18 protein-coding genes and 2 pseudogenes are annotated in these 26,993 nt (G+C 46.2%); 9 read left to right on the top strand and 11 right to left on the bottom strand.

From position 1 onward, the window contains the following. Position 1: 1 nt before the first annotated feature. On the top strand, positions 2-907 hold the full coding sequence (locus M1B78_RS00365) for an alkaline phosphatase (protein ID WP_257930511.1): 906 nt from the start codon (positions 2-4) through the stop codon (positions 905-907). 10 nt (positions 908-917) lie between these two features. On the opposite strand, the gene M1B78_RS00360 is transcribed toward M1B78_RS00365, so the two are convergent. Then, positions 918-2,165, bottom strand: a complete 1,248-nt coding sequence (locus M1B78_RS00360; protein WP_176467955.1) for a M16 family metallopeptidase — start codon at positions 2,163-2,165, stop codon at positions 918-920. Between the two features lie 127 nt (positions 2,166-2,292). Here M1B78_RS00360 and M1B78_RS00355 point away from each other — a divergent pair, with 127 nt between their 5' ends. The 6 genes from M1B78_RS00355 to M1B78_RS00330 all read left to right on the top strand — a co-directional run bounded on the left by M1B78_RS00355 (position 2,293) and on the right by M1B78_RS00330 (position 8,619). After that, a complete protein-coding gene (locus M1B78_RS00355; RefSeq protein WP_257930510.1) occupies positions 2,293-2,898 on the top strand; it encodes an SIS domain-containing protein in 606 nt (201 codons plus the stop codon). Next, a complete protein-coding gene (locus M1B78_RS00350; RefSeq protein WP_257930509.1) occupies positions 2,886-3,815 on the top strand; it encodes a carbohydrate kinase family protein in 930 nt (309 codons plus the stop codon). The genes M1B78_RS00355 and M1B78_RS00350 overlap by 13 nt, the downstream gene beginning before the upstream one ends. Before the next feature lie 166 nt (positions 3,816-3,981). Further along, positions 3,982-5,364, top strand: coding sequence for a hypothetical protein (locus M1B78_RS00345; RefSeq protein WP_257939580.1), 1,383 nt, complete (start codon positions 3,982-3,984; stop codon positions 5,362-5,364). After that, positions 5,361-5,978 carry a DUF5043 domain-containing protein gene (locus tag M1B78_RS00340; protein WP_117878322.1) on the top strand — a complete coding sequence of 206 codons (618 nt, stop codon included), beginning with the start codon at positions 5,361-5,363 and terminating at the stop codon, positions 5,976-5,978. Before M1B78_RS00345 ends, M1B78_RS00340 begins: the two co-directional genes overlap by 4 nt. 36 nt (positions 5,979-6,014) lie before the next feature. Beyond that, positions 6,015-6,629 carry a DUF5043 domain-containing protein gene (locus M1B78_RS00335; RefSeq protein ID WP_136008735.1) on the top strand — a complete coding sequence of 205 codons (615 nt, stop codon included), beginning with the start codon at positions 6,015-6,017 and terminating at the stop codon, positions 6,627-6,629. Between the two features lie 112 nt (positions 6,630-6,741). Beyond that, positions 6,742-8,619 (top strand): DEAD/DEAH box helicase, encoded by a 1,878-nt coding sequence (locus M1B78_RS00330; RefSeq protein ID WP_136008736.1) that lies wholly within the window; start codon positions 6,742-6,744, stop codon positions 8,617-8,619. A gap of 773 nt (positions 8,620-9,392) precedes the next feature. Here the strand turns inward: M1B78_RS00330 and M1B78_RS00325 are convergent. Continuing rightward, positions 9,393-11,042, bottom strand: a complete 1,650-nt coding sequence (locus tag M1B78_RS00325) for a B12-binding domain-containing radical SAM protein (RefSeq protein WP_136008737.1) — start codon at positions 11,040-11,042, stop codon at positions 9,393-9,395. A gap of 368 nt (positions 11,043-11,410) precedes the next feature. After that, positions 11,411-11,710, bottom strand: coding sequence for a hypothetical protein (locus M1B78_RS00320; RefSeq protein WP_148356337.1), 300 nt, complete (start codon positions 11,708-11,710; stop codon positions 11,411-11,413). Between the two features lie 261 nt (positions 11,711-11,971). Here M1B78_RS00320 and M1B78_RS00315 point away from each other — a divergent pair. Both M1B78_RS00315 and M1B78_RS00310 read left to right on the top strand, forming a co-directional pair. Beyond that, positions 11,972-12,271 (top strand): annotated as a pseudogene (locus M1B78_RS00315) (alpha-L-fucosidase); the annotation flags it as partial. Next, positions 12,250-13,305: pseudogene (locus M1B78_RS00310) on the top strand (glycoside hydrolase family 2 TIM barrel-domain containing protein); the annotation flags it as partial. The pseudogenes M1B78_RS00315 and M1B78_RS00310, both read left to right, overlap by 22 nt. 105 nt (positions 13,306-13,410) lie before the next feature. Here the strand turns inward: M1B78_RS00310 and M1B78_RS00305 are convergent. The 8 genes from M1B78_RS00305 to M1B78_RS00270 all read right to left on the bottom strand — a co-directional run bounded on the left by M1B78_RS00305 (position 13,411) and on the right by M1B78_RS00270 (position 26,991). Further along, positions 13,411-15,546, bottom strand: coding sequence for a S46 family peptidase (locus tag M1B78_RS00305; protein WP_257939578.1), 2,136 nt, complete (start codon positions 15,544-15,546; stop codon positions 13,411-13,413). A 37-nt stretch (positions 15,547-15,583) separates the two neighbouring features. Next, positions 15,584-16,945, bottom strand: coding sequence for a TIGR00341 family protein (locus M1B78_RS00300; RefSeq protein ID WP_136008744.1), 1,362 nt, complete (start codon positions 16,943-16,945; stop codon positions 15,584-15,586). A gap of 32 nt (positions 16,946-16,977) precedes the next feature. Further along, positions 16,978-18,426: a lipopolysaccharide biosynthesis protein gene (locus M1B78_RS00295; protein ID WP_257930504.1), complete on the bottom strand. Its 1,449-nt coding sequence runs from the start codon at positions 18,424-18,426 to the stop codon at positions 16,978-16,980. Between the two features lie 111 nt (positions 18,427-18,537). After that, entirely contained in the window at positions 18,538-19,575 is a 1,038-nt protein-coding gene (gene ruvB / locus M1B78_RS00290; protein WP_136008746.1) for a Holliday junction branch migration DNA helicase RuvB, read from the bottom strand. Positions 19,576-19,822: 247 nt separating this feature from the next. Continuing rightward, the gene (locus M1B78_RS00285; protein WP_257939577.1) at positions 19,823-21,349 is read right to left on the bottom strand and encodes an ADP-ribosylglycohydrolase family protein; all 1,527 of its coding nucleotides are present in this window, start codon (positions 21,347-21,349) and stop codon (positions 19,823-19,825) included. Between the two features lie 55 nt (positions 21,350-21,404). Further along, positions 21,405-22,976, bottom strand: a complete 1,572-nt coding sequence (locus M1B78_RS00280) for a RagB/SusD family nutrient uptake outer membrane protein (protein WP_257939576.1) — start codon at positions 22,974-22,976, stop codon at positions 21,405-21,407. A gap of 8 nt (positions 22,977-22,984) precedes the next feature. Then, positions 22,985-25,939: a SusC/RagA family TonB-linked outer membrane protein gene (locus M1B78_RS00275; RefSeq protein WP_257939575.1), complete on the bottom strand. Its 2,955-nt coding sequence runs from the start codon at positions 25,937-25,939 to the stop codon at positions 22,985-22,987. Between the two features lie 47 nt (positions 25,940-25,986). Next, positions 25,987-26,991, bottom strand: coding sequence for a GRP family sugar transporter (locus M1B78_RS00270; RefSeq protein ID WP_257930501.1), 1,005 nt, complete (start codon positions 26,989-26,991; stop codon positions 25,987-25,989). Positions 26,992-26,993 lie beyond the last annotated feature (2 nt).

Here is a 26,993-nt window from a genome sequence, read left to right as displayed (position 1 = left end):
CATGAAGAAACTGACTTTTACATTACTCATCACTCTGGCAGCGGCATGCCTCTTTTCAGTTCCCTGCAATGCCAAGGGAAAAGCCAAACACGTAGTTTTCATCGGTCTTGACGGCTGGGGCGCCTATAGCGTTCCCCAAGCAGAAATCCCCCACATCAAGCAACTGATGGCAAACGGTTCTTATACATTAGAAAAACGGACTGTACTCCCCTCCTCCAGCGCCGTCAACTGGGCAAGCATGTTTATGGGGGCCGGTCCTGAATTGCACGGATATACGCAATGGGGCTCGAGGACTCCCGAGCTTCCGTCACGCGTATTGAACCAGCACGGCATATTTCCTACCATCTTCCAACTGCTGCGCGACGCCCGGCCGGAAGCGGAAATAGGCTGCCTGTATGAATGGGACGGCATTAAGTATCTGACGGATACCCTTTCTCTGAGCCACCATGCACAAGCACCCGACTACAACAAACATCCCGAAGCCCTATGCGGCATGGCAGAAAAGTATATCAAGGAGAAACATCCGACCCTGCTTGCTGTCTGCTTCGACAACCCCGACCACGTAGGCCATCAAGCCGGACACGATACTCCTGAATACTATGCCAAGCTGAAAGAGCTTGACGGTTACGTAGGCCGTATCATCCAGGCCGTTACAGAGGCAGGCATACTGAAAGAAACCATCTTCATCGTTACTGCCGACCACGGCGGCATTGAAAAAGGACATGGAGGCAAGACCATGCAGGAAATGCAGACTCCCTTCATCATCTCCGGAAAGAACATAAAGAAAGGAGGCGAATTCCACGAAAGCATGATGCAGTATGACGTTGCATCCACTATTGCCCACATCTTCGGGCTGAAACAACCGCAAGTATGGATAGGACGTCCTATGTTGCAGGTCTTCAAATAAAAGAAAACGGTCAACGATAAATGAGCGTCGAAAGATAGTGCTCGGCAAACATCTCGTTTGCCACCTCTAACAGAGCCTCCGGAGTAAGCTGTTCAATGCGATGGAACACAGCTTCGGAAGTTTCGCATTTATTATAATGCAGGAAAGTCTTTCCCATACCCAGCGCATTGTTCTCATTATTATCCGAGGCTACACCGATTTGCCCGATAAGCTGCTTCTTGGCAGCCGCAAGCTGCGACGAAGTCATCCGGACATCACGCAAGCGTTTCAGTTCCTTGTATACCAGACGGGTGCAGTAGTCCAAATCTGCAGGGTCGCAACCGAAGTAGATGCAGAAAGTTCCCGTATCGGTATAGGAAGTCAGGTTGGATTCCACGTTATAGACCAGTCCGCGACGTTCGCGGAGAGAAACGTTCAGGCGGCTGTTCATGCCCGGCCCGCCCAAGACATTGTTCAGCAGATAGAGTGCAGTACGCTTGTCATCGTACGCATTATATCCCCGGCTGCCAATCATGACGTGTGCCTGGTGGGTATCCTTATGCACTACAAGATGCTCGGGTACATAAAGGGGCGGTGGAGTACGGTGGTTGTCCACTGCCACGGCAGGTATATCCGCGAGGAGTTTTTCCGCCCATCGCACCACCTGCCTGAAATCCAGATTGCCCAGAACAAAAAAAACCATATTGCCGGGATGGTAGAAGCGGGAAGTGAATGCAGCGGCATCCTCACTGCGGAACATCTTCAGTTGCCCGGGATTGCCCAGGATGTTGCGTCCCAGGGGATGCCCTCTGAATATCAAGTCTTCGAAATCATCGAAGATAAGCTCGGAAGGGTTGTCTTCGTAGGATTGTATCTCGTCGATAATCACTTCCGTCTCTTTCTCGATTTCGCGTTGCGGGAAAGTGGAGTGGAATACAATATCCGTCAGAAGCTCAACGGCACGACCGAAATGCTCGGTCAGGAAAGCAGAGTAAATCACTGTTTCTTCCTTATTGGTGTAGGCGTTGAGGTCTCCGCCTACATTCTCCATACGATTTAGAATATGCCATGCCTTACGCTTGGCGGTACCTTTAAATATAAGATGCTCTACAAAATGCGCCATACCCTGCTCGTTTTCAAGCTCGTCGCGCGTACCCGCATCTACGGCAAAACCGCAATAAGCCACTTTAGAGGCTGAGGGTTCATGAATGATGCGCAAGCCGTTGGACAGGATATATTGATTGAAGGTGGACGGTAAATTTTCTTTTAAGTTCTTCATTCTGACGTTTCAAACTATTTGAGGCGACAAAAATACAATAAAACTTATTGCCGTTTATAGAAAATTGCAGATATTTGCAATTGCTATAATTTTAAGTACATTAATCAAATTAGCACATTAAGTAAGTATGATTGCATCCATTCAAGAGCTTTTGCAGAAAGAGGCACAAGCCGTACTGAACATTCCAGTGACGGACGCTTATGAAAGAGCTGTAGAACTCATCGTAGAACAAGTGCACCGCAAAAAAGGGAAACTGGTAACTTCGGGTATGGGCAAAGCCGGACAAATAGCCATGAATATCGCTACCACCTTCTGCTCTACCGGTATTCCGTCCGTTTTCCTGCACCCCAGCGAAGCACAGCATGGTGACCTCGGCATCCTTCAGGAGAATGACTTGTTGTTACTCATCTCCAATTCGGGCAAAACTCGTGAAATTGTGGAGCTGACACGGCTGGCACATAACCTGAACCCGGAACTGAAGTTTATTGTCATCACCGGAAACCCTGATAGCCCTCTGGCACACGAATCCGACGTATGCCTCAGCACCGGGAAACCCCAAGAAGTATGCGCATTGGGCATGACGCCCACGACTTCGACCACTGCCATGACCGTCATCGGCGATATACTGGTGGTACAGACCATGAAAGAAACCGGATTCACCATTGAAGACTACTCCAAACGCCATCATGGTGGTTACCTCGGAGAAAAATCAAGATCATTATGCGTAAAGTAATAGGTATCGGAGAAACCATACTGGACATCATATTCCGTGGCGAACAGCCCACAGCAGCCGTTCCGGGTGGTTCGGTATTCAACGGCATCGTTTCACTGGGACGTATCGGCGTCCCTATCTGCTTTATCAGTGAAACGGGCAATGACCACGTGGGTAATATCATCCTCAACTTCATGCGCGAGAACAATATCCCCACAGACCATGTCAACGTGTTCCCCGACGGGAAGTCACCCGTATCACTCGCCTTCCTGAACGACCGGAGCGATGCGGAATACATCTTCTACAAAGACTATCCCAAGCAGCGTCTGGACGTGGAATATCCGCAGATTCAGGAAGACGACATCATCATCATAGGTTCGTACTATGCCCTGAACCCTGTATTGCGCGACAAAGTGCAGGAATTGCTGGAACGCGCCCACGACATGCACGCCATTATCTACTACGACCCCAATTTCCGTTCGTCCCATAAAGAGGAGGCCATCAAGCTGGCTCCCACCATCATCGAGAATCTGGAATACGCCAACATCGTGCGTGGTTCGCAAGAAGACTTCTTCTACATGTGGGGCCTGCAAGAGGCCGACAAGATATACAAGGACAAAGTAAAGTTCTACTGCCGCAACTTCCTCTGCACGGCCGGTGCAGAGCAAGTGTCATTGCGCACCGGCACCATCTCCAAGGAATACTCCATTCCTCCGCTGGAAGCCGTCAGCACCATCGGTGCGGGCGACAACTTCAATGCAGGTATCATCTTCGGGCTGCTGAAATATAATGTACGCTACGAGGACCTTGATACCATGGACGAGACTACTTGGGACAAGGTCATCCGGTGCGGCATCGAGTTTGCCGCCGAGGTATGCCGGAGTTTCAGCAATTCCGTATCCAAGGAATTTGCAGAAGCACGGCAATTCCAGCCATAACCGCCCCTTGCAGCAGGGTGTGTTCACCACAGATTACACGGTCTAAAAATCCATGCAATCTGTGGTAGAACAGCTTCCGGATTAACAAAATTCTCCTGTTTTTCCTTTCATTTCTGCTTTTTTTTTGCTTTATTTGTCTATCCTTTATACCTTAAGCATTCGCGCTATGAATAGAAAAGGAAACAGACAGCACTCTCCAACCCCTCCTAAGCAGAAATGGCAAAACATCTGCCTTGCCTTGTGCATTCTTTTAGGAATACTCGCCTCTTGCGAAACAGAAGAATCCTTCTATCAACCCCGATTACCGGCAAACGATGTCCCGTTGACCCGACAAGCGTTATTCAAGCCGGAAAACTTCTTTGCCTACACCGACTCTACCCTAAAAGCCGTGATTTCCGCACTACGCAGAGTGGAAGAAGAAAAGCATTTCACCGCTTCTTTCCTGTTGAAATACGGCATTCCTCTCTGGAACTTCACCTATAAATTGACTGGAGAAGAGACCTGTATCTTCGTTCCCCTCTACCGCCTTGACAAGCCACACTGCATCGATGCCATCTGGCTGTTGCACATCAAAGACGGATGGATGAAGTTTTTTCCATTGAAGCGTGATGACGAACTCATAAGAGAAAGCGACCAAGTGTTCATATTCGACTTGTTAAGCTATCTAGTATTTGGCGAAGAGAATGCGCAAGGACTCACATTCAAGCCTCATGCCCAGACCCGTTCGGTAATAACCGTCACCCAATGCTGGGATGTATATACCGGACCTAAAGACCAGCTGGAATACAGCTATACCAACTGCGTTAGTCATTCCTATTGGGTGGATGATGCCTTTATAAATAATAGCAACTGGAACAGTGGTGGAGGAGGAAGTGGCGATGTGTGGATTGGAGGAGGAAGTTCTGGAGGTTCCGGCTCTTCACCGGGTACTCCGGCAGGAAATATATTCAAGAAAGAAGCCGACCAAGACTCGCTTTTATGGGTAATCACCGAAAACATGACAGCCCGAATCATGGAAGACTGTTTGGGAGGAGACCTATACAGCCAACTGAAAGAGAAAGTCAAAAACAACAAAATCAATCTGGAATTCGATTTCGGCAAAGGGTATTCCTACAATTGGGAAGAGCATACCTTGCACATCGGATTGGAAGAATTGGAAGCAAACAACCTTCTGCATGAAATGTTCCATGTTTTCCAAACCGCGCAAGAGTCCATATCGTCGTTCAAAAGCTCTATGATGAACAGAGAGATAGAAGCGCATTACGCGCAATATCTTTTCTTACAAAGGAGCGTGGAGTGGACGGAACAGAAACAGAGGCAATATACAGAAAGCCAACGCTTAAGAGCGACAGCCTCGCTAGGAGAGTACGTAAATCAACAAGGGCATGTCAAGACTTCTTTCTTGGATTTCTTTGAAACCTATGTATCTAATAATGTTGTTAATGCTTTCCGTAAGGAAGGATACGAAGATTATCCATTCAAAGAGTATTCGGATATCACCAATATTTTTCCCAACATAAAATTAACAACTAAAAATTGTAACGAATGAAAAGACTATTATTTATTACACTGCTTATAGGATACATCTATCCTTGTGTAGCACAGGACAAACCTATCAGAACAGAAGAAACGCTCGAAGAAACAGTCATTTATAAAAAGACTACCACTTTTAGGGTGGATGGTTATACGTACCAATGCGATGTAGATGACGGCAGCCAGTTTGTGACTCTTCATAACAAAGAGAACAAGTTGACATACAAAGATATTGTATATAAAGCCACAGGAAAAATATACATCGGTAGCTGGAATGAAAAAAAAGTAATTGAATACGATAGCTTCATGAGTAAACAAGCAGACCGCATTGTGGACGAAGCTTTTACCAAAGCCATGGCAGATGAACTCGGAAAGCGTGAGTTCACAATAACCATGCTTCTCAGTCCGGATACGGGGAAAGTAATAGAAGTGAATTTCAATTTCACAACCTTTAGCCCATACGCCAGAGTGCCACTGCATGTCTATAGGGAAATCGAAGTAAAACTGAAAGAACAAATACACTTTAAACCCGGAGAAGTGGGAAAACAACTCAATTACATCATGCTATCATGGAGACAAAAACCTAAAGGGAAACTCCCCCCATTACCACCTCCCGGTTCGCTAATGTAAGCAACATACAAAATTAACAACTAAAAATTGTGACGAATGAAAAGACTATTGCTTATTACACTGCTTATAGGATACATCTACCCTTGTGTAGCACAGGACAAACCTATCAGAACAGAAGAATCACTTTGGGAAACTATTATTTATAAAAAGACTACTACTTTCGATGTAGACGGTTATACGTATCAATGCGATGTAGATGACGGTAGCCAATTTGTGACTCTTTATAATAAGGAGAACAAATTAACATACAAAGATATTGTATATAAAGCCACGGAAAAAGCATATATTGGTAGTTGGAACAGTAAGGTGGTTGAATACGATAGCTCCATGAGTTGGCAAGAAGACTTCATTGTAGACCAAGCATTCACCAAAGCCATGGCAGATGAAATTGGGAAAGATGAGTTATCAATAACCATGCTACTAAGCCCAGACACAGGAAAAGTAATCGAAGTATATTTCAATTTTACGACCTTTAATCCATACGCTAGAGTACCACTGTATGTCTATAGAGAAATCGAAGTAAAACTGAAAGAACAAATTCAATACAAACCAGGGGAAGTAGGAAAACAACTCAACCATATCATGTTGTCGTGGATGCAGAAACCCAAAGGAAAACTCCCCCCATTACCACCTCCCGGTTCGCTGATGTAAGCAACATATAAAATTAACAACCCCAAATGGTAACTTATCAACCATCCATTACCGATTATCCACTGAAAAGCCCTATCTTTGCGCCCGAAATATAAAGATAGACAGAATTTTAATGAAGACATTTGAAGAGCTCGGTGTGTCGCCGGAGATACGCCGCGCCATCGAAGAAATGGGTTACGAGCAACCCATGCCGGTACAAGAGGAAGTAATCCCATACCTTTTAGGAGAAAACAACGACGTAGTGGCACTGGCACAAACAGGAACAGGAAAGACTGCCGCGTTCGGCCTGCCACTCATACAAAAGATTAACGTCGGCAACAGAATCCCCCAATCCCTTATCCTCTGCCCCACCCGCGAACTCTGTTTGCAGATAGCAGGCGACTTGAACGATTACTCGAAATACATCGACGGCCTGCGAGTGCTGCCCGTATACGGAGGCTCGTCCATCGAAAGCCAGATACGTGCACTGAAACGAGGTGTACACATCATCGTAGCCACACCGGGACGACTGCTGGACCTGATGGAACGCAAAACCGTATCGCTTGCCACCATACAGAACGTGGTGATGGACGAAGCGGACGAAATGCTGAACATGGGATTCACGGACAGCATCAACGCCATCCTGGCCGACGTGCCGCAAGAACGCAACACCTTGCTGTTCTCCGCTACCATGAGCCCGGAAATCGCACGCATCTCCAAGAAATACCTGCGTGATGCCAAAGAAATTACCATCGGACGCAAAAACGAAAGTACCAACAACGTGAAACACGTGGTGTTCTGCGTGCATGCCAAAGACAAATATGCAGCCCTAAAACGTATTGTAGACTACTATCCGCAGATATACGGCATCATCTTCTGCCGCACCCGCAAGGAGACGCAGGAGATAGCCGACAAGCTGATGCAGGAAGGCTACAACGCCGACTCGCTTCACGGCGAACTGAGCCAGGCGCAACGCGATGCCGTGATGCAGAAGTTCCGCATCCGCAACCTGCAACTGCTGGTTGCCACAGACGTTGCCGCACGCGGACTGGATGTGGACGACCTGACCCATGTCATCAACTACGGACTGCCCGATGATACCGAAAGCTATACCCACCGCAGCGGACGCACGGGACGTGCCGGCAAGACCGGAACTTCCATCGCCATCATCAACCTGCGCGAAAAAGGCAAGATGCGTGCCATAGAACACATCATCGGCAAGAAATTCGTTGCAGGCGAAATGCCCACCGGCAAGCAGATATGCGAAAAACAATTGCTCAAGGTGATAGACGACCTCGAGAAAGTGAAGGTGAACGAGGAAGATATAGCCGACTTCATGCCCGACATCTACCGCAAGCTGGACTGGCTGAGCAAGGAAGACCTTATAAAACGCATGGTATCGCATGAGTTCAACCGCTTTCTGGACTACTACCGCGACCGCGAAGAGATAGAGGCAGCCACCGGAAGTGAACGCGGCAAGGGTGAGCGGAGTGAACGCCGAAGCAGCGGAAACCGCCAGGCCGAACCGGGCTACAAGCGCCTATTCATCAATCTGGGCAAGATGGACAACTTCTTCCCCAGTGAGCTTATCAGCCTGCTGAACAAGAACACCCGCGGACGCATTGAACTGGGACGCATCGACCTGATGCAGAAATTCTCTTTCTTCGAAGTAGAGGAAAAGGAAGCCGGTAATGTAGTGAAAGCCTTGAACCGTGCCAACTGGAACGGACGCAAGGTATCGGTAGAGATTGCCGGAGAGGAAGGAAAAGAGACCACACGAAGCAAAGGCAAAAAACGAAACGAAGCCCCTGCCTCACGGCGCAAGGAGAAACCCGAAAACGCCCCTACTGCCAAAAAGAGCAAGCCCACACGCGAAGAACGCGGCTATACCAAAGCCCGCGGCAAGAAAGATGACTGGAAACAGTTCTTCCAAGGAAACAACGACTTCAAAGATCCCGAACCCAACTTTAGCGAAGAAGGTTGGGCAAAAAGAAGCAAGAAGAAAAAGTAAATGCATAGTCTGGCATACAGAACGTAGTGAAACATCTCTTCTCCTACTCACAAAGAGAAGAGATGTTTCGTTTTGTCCTGACCATACATCAATGAATGAGTAGACCGTCCTCCGGATAAAGGCAAAACCAGAAGCAGGCATAAGCAGAATCCGCGTATGTCCCATACTTTTTATCACAGAGGTTCATGCAAAACTTCATCCCACGTATGTGGGACGAGGTTCTGTAATAAGAATTCGGGAATTATGCATCAAGCTTCTCTGCATTACACATAAAGCATAAAGAGAAAAAGTACCTGCATCCAGAGGGCAAAATCCACACTTCCGGCACTGCATGCAATGGGATTTGCCCCCAATTTGTACGAGGGAAGCAGAGAAGAGGCCCTATATCTACGTTAATAAATATTATTTCAGAATGATTAAGAAATGGACAAGAAATCACCCTTAAGTTCTTGTTGTCAGATAGTTGAATCCGGACAAGGGAGAGATAACAGTGTGCTGGCAACCGTTTTGCCAGCACTCTTGCCGTCACTGCTGTAATGCCAATGAACAGGGCGATACAGGCAGTCGGTGCTGGAGTGCTGGCAAAATGACGAAAAATCAAAAAACGGATAGCGTTTGCATTCAGCGCGAATTCATATGGCGGGTAAAATGCGGATAATCGAAAAGTACCTTCTATTCATGTGAAATAGGACATTCAACTCTGGAATGGCAATAAATGATTAGTCGGCATTCATTACTCTATCTGTGGCAATCTGCAGTAATTGTGTTTTCCGTCATATCCTCGCCATTCCTTTAGCTTTGAATACAGGTTCTGCCTTTTGTATTTCCGATTCGAAGCCGAACCAACAACCATTTGAGGTATCGTCGTCAATAGGCAGAAAACATAAGCGGAGGCTTTCTTTGTAGTCTCCATAGATTACTTCCCAATATTCCGGTGGCGTCTGGCGCTTGGTCTTGACCTTCTCAGCCGGTTTTTTCTTTAATGACATGCCGGCCTCTATCCAAGCAATGGTCACCATGATTTGGTATGCCGGATAATGCATGCTACAGAATTCATAGAGTACAAGACCTCGCTTTTCCAGGCTCATGGGCTGGTCTATAAGATTTTTATCAATCAGAAATTCCAAGAAACGATGCAGGAAATCGGGGTCGTCTAAAATAAGTCTGCGAGTGATAGCTTGCCAAGCGGTTGTGTTATAGAATCCGTCCAGAAGACGTGACAGCTGCCGGGCCGTCTGAAGTTCGTTGACACTGATTTCATTCGTCCGAAGTACTTCATAAGGAGGAAAGGGAGAGTATCGGATGCCCAGTTCTTCCGCTCTTCTTCTCATTTCTGTGCCGGGAAGCAGCTTCAGGGATTCCAGCTGTATTTCACCGGCATTGTATCCGGCAAGTGTACGCACATCCTCAAATATTTCGGACAGGCGGTACAGAGGCAATCCGGCAATGAGGTCGGCATGTGTCTCCATATTGGGCAGAGAACACAGGAAACGAAGACCTTGCAGTGAATCTTCCAGACCTCCCATCCGACGGCTTTTCAGCAGGACTGGTTCGCGCAGGCTCTGAATACCGGCCTCGAGATGGAGCAGTCCTTCAGGCAGCTTTTTCAATTCATTTTTCAGCTCTTCGGATAATAGTGCAGGATGTATTTCTAAGTGAAAGCATACATCCGGGTAGAATTCCAGAAAAAGCCGCAGCAATTCTTTAGCACGGCGCGGATTATAATTAAAGGTCCGGTCGAGGACGCGTACGTTTTTTATTCCATGGCTGTGGATAATCAGAAGGCGTTCACGAATACTTTCAATGGACAGTGTGCGCACCGGTTTTTCTCCACCGCTGACACAGAATGCGCATGTGTTGAAACATCCCCGGGTAGTCTCCAGTTGTACGAATGGTTTGCTCCAGTTGAAGAAACAGCTTTTTTCCGGCGGCACCAGCCGGGCAAAGTCAACAACACGGGCTATGCCGTTGTCTATATATTGCTTTTGAGGACTTATATAGCAAATCCCCGGAATATTACCCCATTCTTCCGGCCGGTTCCAGCAAGCCAGCCATTGAGGAAATACTTCTTCTCCCTCTCCTCGGAACACGCAGTTGATGAAAGGATTTTTACGCAGAAAATCCTCATTGTCTCCCAAGAATTCAGGCCCGCCCAAGACGAAACAGCTATCGGGAAGCAATGCTTTCAATCTTGCTGTGATGTGCAGTAGCTGTTCATGATTGAACAACCATGCTGTTGCAGCAATGATATCGGGCTGATGCCGGTATATTTCGTCCACAATCATTCCTATGTTTTCATTGATGGTGGCAGATACACTCTCCCATTTTATGGAATTGTTCTTGACCATTTGTGCGTGCAGTGCAGGAAGTGCCAGCGAAGAGTGCGCATACGAGCTATTGAGGTCTATCCAAAGAATTTTCATGTCCGGTTGAATTTCATTTTCGCAAATTTAGATATAAATTGCGATTTATGTGCCAGGGATATAAGAAAAAGTCAAGTCCCCCACTCCACAGCTCTTTTATTCAAAGGAGTTATCGGAGAGTTCTTACAAGGAAGAATCAATTTTCTTGTCTCAGCTTTAGGTTCAATCAATCCGTCTGAATTTAGTAAAGCGGCTCATACAATTCACAGGATACATTCTGTATTTTTTAAAAATAAGAAACCGTGAGTCACTTTCTCAAAATGATGGATGCTCCATTCCTGTGAGAAAACTGAAAGGCAGAAACTGATGCAGATGAGAAGCAATTCTATTCTTTTGTGTATCATAGCTTTTATCATTACAGTTCGAAATCATGCATTAGAATCGAAGGTTCTTGACAAAAAAGTGATGTATTCCTGCTTCGTCTTCTTGTTGTATCTTATTTTCATATTACCTCCACTTAAATCTCCCATATTCTTCTTCATGACTACGCTGCCTGTAATGATGAGGGCATCCTCACTGAAAACTTTCTCAAGTGCGTTGATGTTCTTTTCGTTGTAATAACAGCGGAAGTCTTCTACGAACTTCAGAATCTCGCGGCGACGGCGCACGTCTGTAACCGACCGTCCTTCTTGCATGACTTTAGCGTAATTGTTGTTGTCGAGAACCATACGCACTCCAGTAATGAAACGATAGTAAGCTCTTTGCGAAGCGAGCCCTTGTACGAAGCATCTTTGGGTGTCAGTGTGACGGGAATGTTTCTTACCTGATAACCTTGCGCATCGTTCAGGCACGACTGTACATTCAGATTCGATTCGCATTCGACGAACATCACATTCTCCAATTCTAACTTTTTATACCAATCTTTGTCTCGGTTCTGAAACAAACACAGTTTTATTATTATCCATTATTTTTTTAAATCAAGCATAACCATGAAATTAAAGAAAATTTTTCTGACTGCCGGGCTCACTGCCACGGCTACTTTATCAACAATGGCCCAAAAAGCACCTGAACCCTGCGGACTGACACCCAGTGCCCGACAAATAGAATGGTACAACCGCGAAATGATAGCCTTCTTCCACTTCGGCATCAACACTTTTGAAGACTTCGTCAACGAAAGAGACGGAAAAGCACCAACCGCCATCTTCAATCCCACCGCACTGGATGGCGGGCAATGGATGCAGACCCTGAAAGCAGCAGGTATCCCGGCCGCCATCCTCACAGCCAAACATGTACGTCTACGTATCGAGCGCAAGTATGGCAATTCGTACCGGTGAAGGATGACGTATATCTCATCGTCAGTCCCCTTTCCCAACAAGCCATAGACAACAGTGGAGACAAAGAGAAAGAACAAAGCGTCATCCAATGGAGCAGCGACCCTTCCAACGGCAACCAGCACTGGAAAGTCACGCAACTTCCTAACGGCAACTACGTCTTCACTTGCCAGGCCAACGGATATAACATGGGATTTCCCGATGCCGGACTGGTAGGTGAGCCCATTTTTCAGCTGAAACCCGATGCCGGTCAGGAAAGGCAACAATGGGTATTGGTGAAGTCAGACGTGAAAATCAAGGTAGAGCCGCTAAAGACCCATAGCGACAATGAGTGGGAGAACCAGCACGTCTTTGCCATCAACAAGGAAGACGGACACGCCACCTTCATCCCCTTTGCCAATGCCGCAGAGATGAAAGCCGACCCTGCCTATCGCCGCCCGTGGGAACGTACCCGCTCCAGCCGCTACCAGCTGCTGAACGGTAACTGGAAGTTCCATTGGGTGAAACAACCCGAAGAGCGTCCGAAAGAGTTCTACAAGCCCGGATATGATGTGTCGGCATGGGCCGAAATACCCGTTCGAATTGCGCGACCTGCACCTGGCCTCAGCCCGCGTTACGACCGTGCAGAACTGAACGTGAAGAGTATGGTAAGAAACCATGGAAAAGCCATGAAGAACGCTTCCCTGCGCATCTCGTTGCTCGATGCCCAAGGAAAGCAACTGAAACAGTTCGTTACTGAAAGCGCCACAACCTGAACACCGTCCGCACGAGCCACTACCCCAACGACCCCAAGATGTACGGGCTGTATGATTACTACGGACTCTATGTGATGGACGAAGCCGACCAGGAGTGCCACGGCAACCATTCGCTGACTGACAATCCCTCGTGGGAAGCTGCATTCGTAAATCGTGGTGTGCGCATGGCACAGCGTGACAAGAACCCTCCTTCCGTTATCTTCTGGTCGCTGGGCAACGCCAGTTGCGGCCCGGGTCCTCGTCCGAAATATGAAATCAAGTCTGACAGCACTTATCAATATGTCTTCCGTATAGAACCTATGAAGTAAGACTGCAATATATGCAGAAGCGGGGAATATCCAGCTAGTTGCCACGTTTCAATTCCCGAATCAGATTCCCCGCTTTTCCATACTTCTCAATCATGAACAGCATGTAGCGCACATCCACCCCGATGGTGCGCTGCATCTTCGGTTCATAAAGAATATCACTGCTCATGGCTTCCCAATTGCCATCGAAGGCAAGTCCCAGAAGCTCCCCTTTGGCATTGAACATGGCACTGCCGGAATTGCCTCCCGTAATGTCGTTGTTGGAAATGAAGCAGACGCTCATTTCGCCCTTTTCATCGGCATATCTGCCGAAGTCACCGGAGGAAAGAAGGGATACCAATTCGGGCTGCACTTCAAAATCCACATCGCCTGCATGGGCTCTGACTTTCTCCAGAATGCCCGTCGTAGTGGTATGATAATCATATTCCACTCCGTCGGACGGGGCATAGCCGCACACAGTTCCAAAACTCAAGCGCATGGTGGAATTGGCATCGGGATAGAAGTTGCGGGATGCGTACATCCGCCGCACGGCAGCATTGAACAAGCGCTCATTCCGCTCGATTTCACCGGAGGCTTGCTGGACCTCCATGTTCATCTCGAACAGTTTTGTAATCAAGTCGATGCCCAGGCCGATGGCAGGGTCGTTATATATCTGATAGGTGGTGTCCTGCTCCAAGAAGCGCTTCAATCCACGGGGCGTGGTCAGCTCCGAACGGGCATAAAGGCTGTCTACATAGGTACGCTCGTTGCCTCCGTATTCTGTTGCAATTGTCTGATAGAGTTCGGGAAGGTAGGCTGAATCCACTTGGGAACGGTATTCTTTCAGCAGTGCTGCAAACACTTCCTTGTCAATGCCCAAATCCAGATTGGCATACTTCTCAACAATGGCTTTCAGATTGGCAACCACCGCTTTCTTTTCTCCCTCAAAGTCAAAGTTAAGGATGGACAAGGCAAGCTGTATCAGCTCCGGACCGTTCAGGAAAGACTCGGCAAAGTAAGCTCTGGCGCGATAAGCTTCGCGGCGGCTCTTGTAGTTCAACTCCAAATTGGAGAAAAGGTGCAGCAAGTGTTCCCGTTCTTTTGGAGTCTGCTGTATCCAGCGGCGGAGTTCGGTTTCCAGAGCACGCTTCTTATCCAGCACATGCAATTTTTTAATGGTACGGTTCACCCCTATGCTGTTCTTCCAATAATTGGAGCTTTCGTCATATTTGGAAGCATACTTGATGCGGATGCTGTCGCGGCTATCCATTTCACGCTTCCAGATGGCCTGCTTCACGCCACGGATGTCTATCTGTGCCCGGTTGGTGGTATTCATCATCTCTTCGATACCGAAAGAGGAGAGGTAGCGTTCCGTGCTGCCCGGATAGCCCAGCGTCATACAGAAAGAACCTTCACGGTAGCCGTCAAGGGAAATCGGGGCTACATATTCGGGACGGTAGGGAACATTGTCGGGAGAATAATCGGCAGGCCGGTTATGCTTATCGGCATAGATACGGAATACGGAGAAATCACCGGTATGGCGCGGCCATTCCCAGTTGTCAGTGTCCCAGCCGAACTTGCCTACCGAGGAAGGCGGCGCAAACACCAGACGAACATCATTGTAATCGCGATAAACGGAAAGCCAGAACTCGTTGCCTCCATAGTAAACATCCACAATGCCCGTCAGCGTGGAGTCCTTGCGGGAAACCTCTTCACCGATAGCCAGCATCACCGAATCGACCGCACTTGTACGCTCAGCCTCATCCATATCCGGCCTTACCGCCCCAAGCACGCGGCGGGTCACGTCTTCTTGGCGCAAGAGAAAGCGTACGTAAAGCTCCGGATTGGGCAGTTCCTCACTTAGGCTATGTGCCACAAAGCCATCCTTCAGATAGTCGTGCTCCACAGACGAATGCTGCTGTATGCTGCTGAAGCCGCAATGATGATTGGTAAATACCAGTCCGTCCCCGGATACTACCACCCCGGAACAAAAGCCTCCGAAGCTGACTACCGCATCCTTCAACGACGGACGTTTCGTGTTATACAGTTTACTCACAGGCATCTGCAAACCCAGTTCTTTCATAGTCCGGCATGTCTGCTTGTTCAAATTTCCCAGCATCCACATTCCCTCATCCGCTTGTCCCGGCAGAGAGAAGAGGAAGCAGACGGCTATCAGTATAAATCTTAATTTCATGCCCAATAAATATATTTCTACCCCTCAGGGGGTGTTGTCATTCCGCAATCAACCGCAATTGTTTGGCTCCCGTACGTGCCTTGAGCCATTCGGCAATCTTTTCCTTCTCGTGTGCATTCGGATGCCTACCGAATTTCAATACGGCAAGGGTCACTGTGTCCACCCGTGCCGAATCCACTGTCAGTTCAATCGCATGAGAGATTGACACTGTCTTTACCGACGGATAGAGCACTTTCAACTCGGGGATAATCTTTTTGCCTAATTCATCGAAGGTTTTATATCTTTCCAGACTCTGTTCAAGAGTTTCAATCTGCTGTTTCTGCTCCACCAAGCGCTGCTCGCTGTTCTTGTAGAAATCTTCCATCACCATGGCACGGATGGAAGATATGTCCACCGCTCCGTTGTTCATGCCCTGAAGCACAATCAGCTTGGTATCGTCCAGCTTATAGTCTTTCATCTTACTACGGGCAATGGCAATGGAGGTTTCGGGCACCTCCTGCCCTATCAGCACTACACGTATCTCATGGCCCTTGCCATCGCGGTGAATCTTCTTGTCCAATACCTGCGTATTCTCAAAAGAGAGCTGTTCATTGACAAAACGGTTGGCCGCGCTTTCAAACAAGGTATCCTGAATAATGCCGACCGTCAGATACACGGCAGGACACATGGTCAGCACTGCAATCAGGACAATATATTTGCGCACTTTCTTCTCCCTATTCTTGTCCACAAACTCCTTGCGCTGGAAGTGCATCACACGCACCCCCACGAAAGTGGCGAGACTGATAAATACGGAATTGATAAAATAAAGGTAGAATGCACCAAGGAAGTAAATCAGATTGCCCGTCGCCAGCCCGTAACCTGCCGTACAGAGAGGCGGCATCAACGCCGTGGCAATGGCAACACCGGGAATCACATTTCCCTTCTCTTTCGTGGAGAGTGCCGTCACCCCTGCCAGACCACCCATCAGCGCGATGAATACATCATAAATGGTGGGTGAAGTACGTGCCAGCAATTCAGACTGTCCTTCGGCAACCGGACTGACCAGAAAAAATATGGTAGCCGTAGTCACACTGAATAAGGTAGTAATCAGGAAACTCTTCAATGAACGTTTCATCAGTTCAAAGTCATTCAATCCCACGGAAAGCCCCACACCCATGATAGGCCCCATCAGCGGGGAGATGAGCATAGCACCGATAATCACAGCGGTAGAATTCACATTCAGCCCCAACGAAGCCATGAATATGGCGAATATCAGAATCCAAAGGTTAGCTCCCTTGAATTCCACTCCTTTGCGAATGGAGTCTACAGTTTCAAGTTCATTGTCCTTGTCTTTGCGCAAATCAAGATACTCTTTCAGAAAGGTCTTGATGGCGAAGGTATTTCTATTATCAGAATCCATAATATTTACGATTTGACGATTTATGATTGAGATTACTGTTTCCTTATCAACTTGTTGATGACGGGGATACTGCCGAGAGGCATATCACGCCGCACAATGTAGGTCACAAAGACCAGCAACAATATAGTCCGGTATGCCATACGCAGGTAGATATTATCTACCGGGACATACTCGGCAGCCAGGTAGAGAACTGCCGCAAGCAATACATAACAGCCGATGGCCTTCAGGTCATACTGAATGGGATACTTCTTCTGCCCCACGAAGTAAGACAGCAGCATGGCTATGCCATAACCGCAAAAGCCCGCCCAGGCACAAGCCATATAGCTGTATCGGGGAATCAGAAGTATGTTCATCACTACCAGTACCGTGCAACCTATCAGGGAGAAATAAGCACCCCAACGTGTCTCATCAATCAGCTTGTACCAGAAAGAAAGATTGAAGTAGATACCCATAAAGATTTCGGCAGCCATCACGACGGGCACCACCCGCAACCCCGGCCAGTAGTCGCGACCGATAATATGACGCAGGATGTCCAGATAGAACATGACAGCCAGGAATGCCAGCAGTGTAAAGATGATGAAGAACTTCATAGCCTGCGCATATACCTGCTTGTTATCCTTGTCTCGGCTCTTCCCGAAGACAAAAGGCTCGTATGCATAGCGGAAGGCTTGTGTAAGCATCGCCATCACCATAGCAATCTTGCTGGCAGCTCCATAAATGCCCAACTGCACGGAAGCTTCCGCCTCATCCGGATAGACAAAAGGAAAAATTATCTTATCGGCCACCTGATTCAGGATACCTGCCAAGCCAAGTACCAGCAACGGCAGACAATAAGCAAGCATACGCTTCAGCAGTTTTCTATCCAGCACGTATGCAAATCCGCGCAGCTCCGGAATCATGCAAAGCATGATGGTAGAGGTACATATCAGATTGAAAAAGAAGGCATAGCCCACATCATCCCCTTTCATCCCTACATAATAGACCAGATTCAGTGCAATGTTCAGGAAGATGAACAGCAGCTTGAGTGCCGCGAATTTGATGGGACGCTTCTTGTAGCGCAAATAGGCGAAAGGAATGCTCTGGATGGCATCCATCGCCACCACAATCATCATCATGCCCACGTACCAGGGATGGTCACCATACTCCATCCATCCGGCAATGGACTCGAGAAACAACAACCCCAATGCAAGGAAGGCAAGCGCCCCCATACTCACACTGAGCAATGTCGTGGAATACACCCGCATCGGATTATCTTCCCCTTTATTGGCAAAGCGGAAGAAACCGGTCTCCATGCCGCACGTCAACAACACCAGCATGAGCGCCACCCATGCATATACATTCGTCACTACGCCATAGCCTCCGCTCTGTGCGGACATCGCCATGGTATATACGGGCACCAGCAGGTAATTGAGGAAACGCCCCACAATGCTGCTCAACCCATAAATGGCAGTTTCTTTTGCCAATGATTTTAATCCGGCCACTTCTTTAATGGTTGTTATGAACACAAAGGCACCGAGGCACAGAACTTTTTAGGATAAGAGGAAAGAGAGACTTTGTGACTCCGTATCTCTGTGTTCGTTTTTTTAAATGAATCACTCATTGCCAAACAAGGTACGCTGACTACTATAGAGGCTTCGTCCCAGATGCTTGTAGGCAAGCTCTGTCACTTCGCGTCCGCGCGGAGTGCGTTTCAGGAAACCCTCTTTTATCAGAAACGGTTCATAGACTTCTTCTATCGTACCTGCATCTTCACCCAAGGCAGTGGCAATGGTAGTAAGTCCTACCGGGCCGCCCTTGAACTTGTCGATGATGGTACAGAGTATCTTGTTGTCTATCTCGTCCAGACCATATTTGTCAATATTCAGAGCCTCGAGAGCAAACTGCGCGATTTCCGTATCGATGCTTCCGGTGCCCTTCACCTGGGCAAAATCGCGCACACGGCGCAGCAGTGCATTGGCAATACGCGGCGTGCCACGGCTACGGCTCGCAATCTCGGCGGCAGCCCTCACCGAACAAGGGACTTCGAGAATGCCGGACGAACGGCGTATAATGCCACTCAACACGTCGTCATCATAATATTCCAGATGCAGATTTATACCGAAACGGGCACGTAACGGAGCTGTCAGCAGACCGCTGCGAGTAGTAGCTCCTACCAGTGTGAAAGGATTCAAGTCAATCTGTATGCTCCGGGCCGAAGGGCCTTTGTCTATCATGATGTCAATGCGGTAATCCTCCATGGCCGAATACAAATACTCCTCCACTACAGGGCTCAACCGGTGTATTTCGTCGATGAAAAGCACATCATTCGGCTCCAAGCTGGTAAGCACTCCCGCCAAGTCTCCAGGCTTGTCGAGTACCGGACCGGAGGTTATTTTAAAACCTACCCCCAGTTCGTTGGCAATGATATTGCTGAGTGTCGTTTTTCCCAATCCGGGAGGGCCGTGAAGCAGCACATGGTCCAGCGCCTCGCCACGCAGGCGGGCAGCTTTTACAAATATGCGCAGATTGTCCACCACCTTGTCCTGCCCGCTGAAATCCTCAAAATTCAACGGACGGAGAGCGTTCTCGAAATCACGCTCTCGGCTGGTAACGGGTTGCTGATTGCGTATGTCAAAATCTTCTTGTTCCATTCCAGACTCCTTTGTTTTCTGCAAAATAACTAATTTATTTTGAGATAAGCGACAGAAGTTGTTTTTTTCATGGCTATATCCCCTACCAAAAAAGAACTGCATGAAAGAAAAACTCATTCATACAGTTCTTAAAATCATCCATAAGCTAATCATGCTTACCTCACTCTATGCAATACTGTGTTATATATTAATACCTATTCATTGTTTTTGATATGATATGATTCCTAATCAGCATAGTATTTCACAATCATTTCTTGTCTTTTGAATAAACGATATAATCCCAAGACTTCAACAAAGCATTAGCACCATCTTTTATGACTTCTACCTTTACTTGATGTTTACCCACAGGCAACTGATATTTCCAGAATATATCTAACCGCCGGTCATGGAAGTGAGTCGGAAATGCGGCAGCCTTCTCAACCAACTCCCCATCAAGATACAGATTGGCTTTCAGTACTGCATCCGGCCGATTCATGTCCCTACGAACAGCCTCCCCACGGAGTACAAATCCCGTACCCTCAAACTCAAATATCAGTGTATCTATATCGTGTTCAGACAATTCAACCTTGGCCGTTGGATACATATCCGTAAAACTCTGCTCCAAACGTACAGCTTTGGGCCTCTGTACAACAATTGTCACATTCTCCTTTTCCACTTTTCCTCCATTCTTGCGAATCATCTCCAAAGCATGTTTATTGCTAATAGTGTAAATCTGATTCAAACAGAGTGAAGTATACTTGAAATTCTTGCTTTCTGCCCCTCTCAAACCTTCCATCCAATATTCAGGAATGGCATCATAGCCTATCATTGTGCCTAATATCCCTCCTGCAGAAGACGGGTTACAATCAGAATCCTGACCTGCCCGCGTTGATATTTCCATTGTCTTGGTGAAATCACCATTGCCATACAATAATCCCAAAACGATATAAGCAGCATTGATTTTGGCATCAATATCCAATGGATGAAATACTCCCTCCGGACAACCAATCTCTTCTGCATGATGTTTCTGAATTTCAAACCAAGTGCGTTTCCAATCATCAGGATACATTCCGTACCACTTTATCACATCGGCGATGCATTGATAAAAACCGCTTTCCTCCGGAATCGTTTTTAAAGCCTCGGTAACAACAAACCGGATATCATCGGACACAAAAGCAAGACTATACATGGCACCCACATAAACCCCACCATACCAGCCGTCACCATAACACATAAGATGCCCCACCTTATCACTGATTTGAGAAGCAGAATTAGGCATACCCGGATTCATCAGTCCGGCAAAATCTGCTTCAATCTGATAATCAATGTCATCAGCATGTGGGTTATTCAGCCAGTGTCCCGGGTTGTGCACTCCATGGACAATATTATACCTCGCAGCCTGATTAGCATGCCACAAATTATAGTCCGCCGTAGCAAAAGCAACGGCAAAGTCTTTCACCGAAGCATCCAGTCCTTTTTTCTCCAATACATCTACAAAAGTAAGGTCCATGTAAATGTCATCGTATAAATCAGGCCAAGAATCCATCAATCTTTGCACATAGCCTTCCTCCCAAGGAATCGTCTGATAATCCTGAATAAAAGTTCCTTGATACCTGAATTCCGTATAACTGCCGAAGCTGACCCCAATAGTCTGACCGGCCCAACCTCCCTTTATCTTATTTTCTAATTGAGCCCTACTCATCGTTACCGATGAAGGTAATTTTGAAGCTGCATCAACCATAACAGTCACCAGCAGCATACACATACATATTCCAAAAATTCTAAGTTTTTTCATAATTAACTTTTCAATTGATATTTCCCGCATTTGTATTCCCATGAAACATACCGTCTTATTTATATCCTTCATTCTGTTTCAGTTTATTATTAGCTTGTATCTCTGACAAAGGAATAGGGAATAAGTTTAAATATGGTTCTTTAGAAGGGTCGTGAAAAGTCCACTCCCCTTTTATATAATTGTTATCAAAACGTATCAATTGGCTACGTCTCAAACCTTCCAAAGCAAATTCCCGGCCCCATTCATCCAGCAAAATTCCAAAACGTACAGGAACGCCGTTTACATTAGTGGTCTTCAACAAATCAGCTCCAGAGAGTTTATTTTCATCGTCAAAAGCTCGTTTCCGTACTTCATTGACCAACTGTGCCGCCTCTTCCGCATTGCCATTCGTACGTAAAATACACTCAGCTTTCATCAAGTAAACCTCTGCATAACGCATAGCCACCCAATCATTATCCAACGCACGCGAGGTTCCCATTTTAATTTCATACTTACCGCAACGGTAACCTTCAGCCTCTCCTCCATTTTCAAGATTGCTGACTTCCTTTGTATAAATCAAGGGTTTTCCTTCCCAACCAGGAACAAGTCCAGTGCAATATAAGATAGACCCGTCACTGCCATACTGCTGCCCCATTCTCCAGGTTTTCGGTAAACGCTTATCGCCTTCCTCATAAGTATCTATAAAAGTAGGAACAGCACACACCCCATTATCCAACCATGTCTGCAAATTAAAGGTTTTTACATTTGAAGGATGAAGAGTTTTCTGCAAAGCCATGTAAATGGTACTTCCGGTCTTCACCTCATCTGCCGGATAAGCAAATATAATCTCTTGGGAGCCTTCATTCTGGGCATAGAAAGGTGCACTATAATCATTCTCCAAGGCATATTTATTGGAGTTCATTATTTCTGTACAAAGTGCCATGCATTCCGTATACAGATTCCTTCCTATCCATGACTCTGCATTCAAATAAAGACGTGCCAGTAACATCTTGGCATTCCATTTATTGAATCTGCCATAGTAAGTCTTTGTATCGTCACTCAGCTTATCAACATTATTTTTTATACTATTCTCTATAAATGCAAACACCTCTTCGCGGCTACTGGTTTCCGGCAAGAAACCTTCCGGAACATCAAACCGGTCTACAATAGGTACATTACCGAAAGCCTCACATAGTATGTAATACCAATAAGCACGGGCTACCTCCAACTCAGCTATTACACTTTCCTTACCAGTAACTTCGAAATCCAAATTGTCAAGCTGATAAATTACCCGATTACAATTACTGATTCCTCCGTAGGCCTGTCCCCAAAGATCTGAGAAATGGGGATCTTCCGGTTTCCATGTATGCTTATGCAGACGTATATAGATTCCTCCGTCAAACCAAGCTGCTCGTGGTGTTACGGCCACATCAGTCGTTTCTTCAAAGTCCCACCACTTACGCCATTCCAAAAGTCCTCTATAATCCGTATATACCGGTGTAATGGCGGCAATGATATCTTTCTCATTTTTATAGAAGTTGTTGTCTACCAACCTATCATAGATTTTCTCATCAAGATTCGTACAAGAACCGGCCATTGCCCCCAACCCCATCAGGAACAATATATATAAACTATATTTTTTCATCATCCTTCGTTTTAAAATTTAACAATAGCACCTACTGTATACGAGCGGACTGTAGGGTACAGTTCCTTACGCTCAACTCCAGGATCCAGTCCTTTAATACTGACTTCAGGATCCAAACCATCATAACCAGTGATAGTTAGCAGATTATGTCCCGTCACATATAGCCGTATACTTCTTAAATATTTATTGTTCAGATTAAGAGTATATCCCAATGTAATATTGTCTAACTTCACATAGTCTCCCTTCTCTACATAATAGCTATGATACATATGAGAATCAAAAACATAAGACTGACTTCCGAAAGGCTTTTTCAATACAGACTTCGGCAAGTTAGCTTCACTGATGCGCTTCATCGTTTCCCAATGCATTCTATACTCATTCAATACTTCAAAGCCGAAAGCTCCTCTCAAAGATATTCCCAAATCAAAATTCTTATATAAAAGTGTTGTGTTCAAACCTGCATACATGCTTGGCAAACCATTGCCTATCACTTGTTTGTCTTCCTGTCCGGCCTCACTGGCCAATTTAGGATTACCATCGGCACCTTCAACCAACCATAATCCGTCATCGGTAAGTCCTACCGCTTTCCAACCATAAAAATTCCCTATCGGTTCACCCTCTTTTACAATATGCGTCGTCTGCTGGATACCTGAGCTAGTCCATCCCGTATACCAATAATCTCTCTGGTATTTGTCATTGGAAAGAGATAATAGTTTGTTGGCATTGTAGGAAAAATTACCTCCCAACCTCCAAGTGAGATCCTTGGTTCGGATAACCTCCCCATCCAATGCCAATTCAATTCCCCTATTTCTTATCTTGCCTACATTAGCCCACATCGTACTAATGAAATTAGGTGGCACGGGAACTTGATATTCAGACAATAGGTCTGAAGTTGTCCGTTGATAAAAATCAATTGTACCATTCAGCCTTCTACTCAAAAGCGAAAAATCAATACCTAAGTTCCATTCCGATTTTGTCTCCCATTTCAAATCCGGATTAGGGTTGGAGGCCGGTACTACTCCTTGCGTCCATTGCCCGTTCATCTGACCTACTCCGGAATAGTTCAATAAAACCAACGACTGATAAGAATTCGACAATTCCGTTCCCGTCACACCAAATCCTACTCTCAACTTCAAGTCATCTACAAAACTTATATTTTTCATGAAACCCTCCTCACTAATCCTCCAACCGGCTGAAATAGCGGGGAACCATCCCCACTTATGATTTACACCGAATTTAGAAGAGCCTTCGCGTCTCAAACTAGCCATCAGCATATACTTGTTGTCGTAGTTATAAGTAAATCTACCGAAGAAAGAGATCAGTTTATTGCTGTTTTTATAGCTGCTAATTGTCGATTTGCCATCTTTTGTAGACTGGGCCGTACCGATATTCCAAGGTCCAAATATATCAGTAGGGAAATCCATAGCATACATTGAACTGCCTTGTCTTTCAAAATCCTGATAGCTATATCCCACTAAACCTGAGAACTCATGCTGTCCAATCGCTTTAAAATAATCTGCCATCAGTTCCAGAGTCCGATCCATACTTCCGGCAGCCCACTTGGTCACTTCAGCGTTTTTATTCTCAATAGTAGTGGTGAAATATTTAAAATTATTCCATTTGTCCCTCATGGAGTCATATCGCTGCATGGCTGCCATCGCACTCAGATTCAACCCTTCAATGGGTGAGAAAGTGATTTTCCCACTCGCCAGAAGTTGATTCCATTTTTCCTGGTCCGTCTCCTCATTCAGAAGAGCTACCGGATTATAGGGTTTATAGGAAGTTCCATATTCTTTATAAGAACCGTCTTCATTATAAACCGGACGCGTCGGATTCATCAAACAAGCCTGCAAATAAGCATTATACCAAGTAACGTCCTGCTTTATAGTCGAGTTATTTACATTCAACTGCACCCTCAGTTTGTCATCCATCATTGAATGATTCAGCCCAATCTTGAATGTCAATGCCTCTTTGCCAGTATTCAGCAGTATGCCATCCTGTTTTCTATAAGTTATTGAAGCGATGTAATTCGTTTTATCCGACCCTCCGCGCAGCGATAAGTTATGCGTATGGTTCACCGGATTGCGCGTAATAGCATCAATCCAATTCAAGTTGGCACCCTCATCACTGATTTTATCTTTAAACAAAGGGTCTTGTGCCAATCTCTTGTAATCCGATGCCTCCAACACGTCCGTTTGCTTCTGTATAGACTCGAATGCCACATAGCCGTGATATTCCAGAGAGGCTTTTCCTTGTTTCGCCTTTTTAGTGGTGATGATGATTACACCATTCGTTCCTCGAGTACCATAGATTGCTGCAGCCGAACCGTCCTTCAGCACGTCAATGGTTTCCACATCCTCGGGAGCAATGGAATTCAGACTTCCTCCGGGAATGCCGTCAATAACAATCAAAGGGGCTGATGACGCAGAAATCGTGGATACACCACGAATATTGATTTCCACCCCTGCTGTCGGGTCTCCCGATGGGCTTGCCATCTGCAAACCGGCAACCTTGCCTTGCAACAATTGGGTAGCATCTTTTACAACTCCTTGAATAAAGTCCTCAGACTTCACATTCGTAATGGCACTTGTAATTTCGCCCTTCTTCATAGAACCATACCCGATAACTACCACATCATTTAGAAGATTAGAACTTTCAGTCAATTGGACGTTAATGCTTGTTTTCTCGCCCACAATCATTTCAACGGTATCATAACCGATGTATGAGATGACCAACACATCTTTTGGAGAAGAAACCGTTATGGAGAACTTACCTTCAACATCAGAAATCACGCCGGTAGCCTGGCCTTTAACAAGAATGTTAGCACCAATAACAGGCACGCCCTCAACATCTGTCACCAATCCGTTTAAGGTTCTTTTCCCTTCGGAAGCATACGTACATACTGATATTCCCATCAAACACAGTAGAAAAAAATACCGTAACCATTTTACACCTTTCTGTTTCATATTATTTTGATAAAGTTAATAAAGCCTATTCAAATCATCCATAGAGGTCAGTTACCCCCCGAAAGTATAATAAGTGAAAGTCCTAAAATAAAGAAGACAAACATTATTGCCAGAAGTCTATTCGTTGTGCGCGGACTTCCTGCAAACTCTTTCCAAATAAACACTCCCCATAGAGCAGCAATCATAGGAGCTCCCTGCCCTAGTGCATACGAAATAGCAGCACCCGCCTTTTCTGCGGCAATATAACTCAAAGCCGTTCCCAGCCCCCAAATACATCCACCTAAGATACCAACCAAATGTGTTCCTATTTTTCCCGCAAAGTATTCCTTATAGGTGACAGACGCCCCAACAAAAGGGTGTTTCATTACCAAAGTATTGAACATAAAATTACTGAGGAAGATTCCGACAGCAAAGATGAAAAATGCCGTATAAGGAGTAGCCATCCCCGGTGTAGGAGAGATAAAATTATTCAAGTCCATGGCAGAAGCTACAAAACGGTAAAAGAAGGACATCAATACACCGGCAATCGTTGCCAGAACAATCCCTTTCCTGCTCCCCACAGTACCACTGTTCTGCTTCTTACCTGCAGCCATTCCATTGCAGACAATGGCAACCACCACAAAGAGTACTCCCGCAAACAACTGTAGCGGATCACCTTTCGGGGCACCAAAGTAATTGATAAAAACTCCCAGGACCAATGCCAGTCCGACACCCAACGGAAAAGCCACCGCCATTCCTGCCATGGAAACCGAAGCAGATAAAAGAATATTGGAAGCATTGAAAATCACACCTCCTATAAATGCACTGACCATATTTTCCGTACTGACTTGCCGGATATCCTCAAGAAAACTTCTTCCTTGACTTCCGAAACTCCCTAGGCTGAATACCAAAAGAAGTGCAAACAGCAGGATGCCTATGGTATAATCCCAATAATAAAGTTCATAACGCCAACTCTTTCCTGCCAATTTCTGGGTATTTCCCCAAGAACCCCAGCAAATCATTGTGACAAAGCAGAAAAGAACGGCTAACGTATAACTGCTGACAATAAACATAG

Source organism: Bacteroides muris (ex Fokt et al. 2023), assembly GCF_024704895.1.
In the GTDB taxonomy this organism is placed as follows: domain Bacteria; phylum Bacteroidota; class Bacteroidia; order Bacteroidales; family Bacteroidaceae; genus Bacteroides; species Bacteroides muris.
Note: the sequence above shows the minus strand (reverse complement) of the source record. Positions and strands in the feature narration are given on the sequence as shown.

Excerpts from the sequence above, each read along its gene's own strand:
- M1B78_RS00325 (WP_136008737.1), bottom strand. The coding sequence starts at position 11,042 with ATGAAAATTCTTTGGATAGACCTCAATAGCTCGTATGCGCACTCTTCG.
- M1B78_RS00340 (WP_117878322.1), top strand. The coding sequence starts at position 5,361 with ATGAAAAGACTATTATTTATTACACTGCTTATAGGATACATCTATCCT.
- M1B78_RS00330 (WP_136008736.1), top strand. The coding sequence starts at position 6,742 with ATGAAGACATTTGAAGAGCTCGGTGTGTCGCCGGAGATACGCCGCGCC.
- M1B78_RS00280 (WP_257939576.1), bottom strand. The coding sequence starts at position 22,976 with ATGATGAAAAAATATAGTTTATATATATTGTTCCTGATGGGGTTGGGG.
- M1B78_RS00285 (WP_257939577.1), bottom strand. The coding sequence starts at position 21,349 with ATGAAAAAACTTAGAATTTTTGGAATATGTATGTGTATGCTGCTGGTG.
- M1B78_RS00365 (WP_257930511.1), top strand. The coding sequence starts at position 2 with ATGAAGAAACTGACTTTTACATTACTCATCACTCTGGCAGCGGCATGC.
- M1B78_RS00350 (WP_257930509.1), top strand. The coding sequence starts at position 2,886 with ATGCGTAAAGTAATAGGTATCGGAGAAACCATACTGGACATCATATTC.
- M1B78_RS00355 (WP_257930510.1), top strand. The coding sequence starts at position 2,293 with ATGATTGCATCCATTCAAGAGCTTTTGCAGAAAGAGGCACAAGCCGTA.
- M1B78_RS00300 (WP_136008744.1), bottom strand. The coding sequence starts at position 16,945 with ATGGATTCTGATAATAGAAATACCTTCGCCATCAAGACCTTTCTGAAA.
- M1B78_RS00360 (WP_176467955.1), bottom strand. The coding sequence starts at position 2,165 with ATGAAGAACTTAAAAGAAAATTTACCGTCCACCTTCAATCAATATATC.
- M1B78_RS00335 (WP_136008735.1), top strand. The coding sequence starts at position 6,015 with ATGAAAAGACTATTGCTTATTACACTGCTTATAGGATACATCTACCCT.
- M1B78_RS00270 (WP_257930501.1), bottom strand. The coding sequence starts at position 26,991 with ATGTTTATTGTCAGCAGTTATACGTTAGCCGTTCTTTTCTGCTTTGTC.
- M1B78_RS00320 (WP_148356337.1), bottom strand. The coding sequence starts at position 11,710 with ATGGTTCTCGACAACAACAATTACGCTAAAGTCATGCAAGAAGGACGG.
- ruvB (WP_136008746.1), bottom strand. The coding sequence starts at position 19,575 with ATGGAACAAGAAGATTTTGACATACGCAATCAGCAACCCGTTACCAGC.
- M1B78_RS00275 (WP_257939575.1), bottom strand. The coding sequence starts at position 25,939 with ATGAAACAGAAAGGTGTAAAATGGTTACGGTATTTTTTTCTACTGTGT.
- M1B78_RS00345 (WP_257939580.1), top strand. The coding sequence starts at position 3,982 with ATGAATAGAAAAGGAAACAGACAGCACTCTCCAACCCCTCCTAAGCAG.
- M1B78_RS00305 (WP_257939578.1), bottom strand. The coding sequence starts at position 15,546 with ATGAAATTAAGATTTATACTGATAGCCGTCTGCTTCCTCTTCTCTCTG.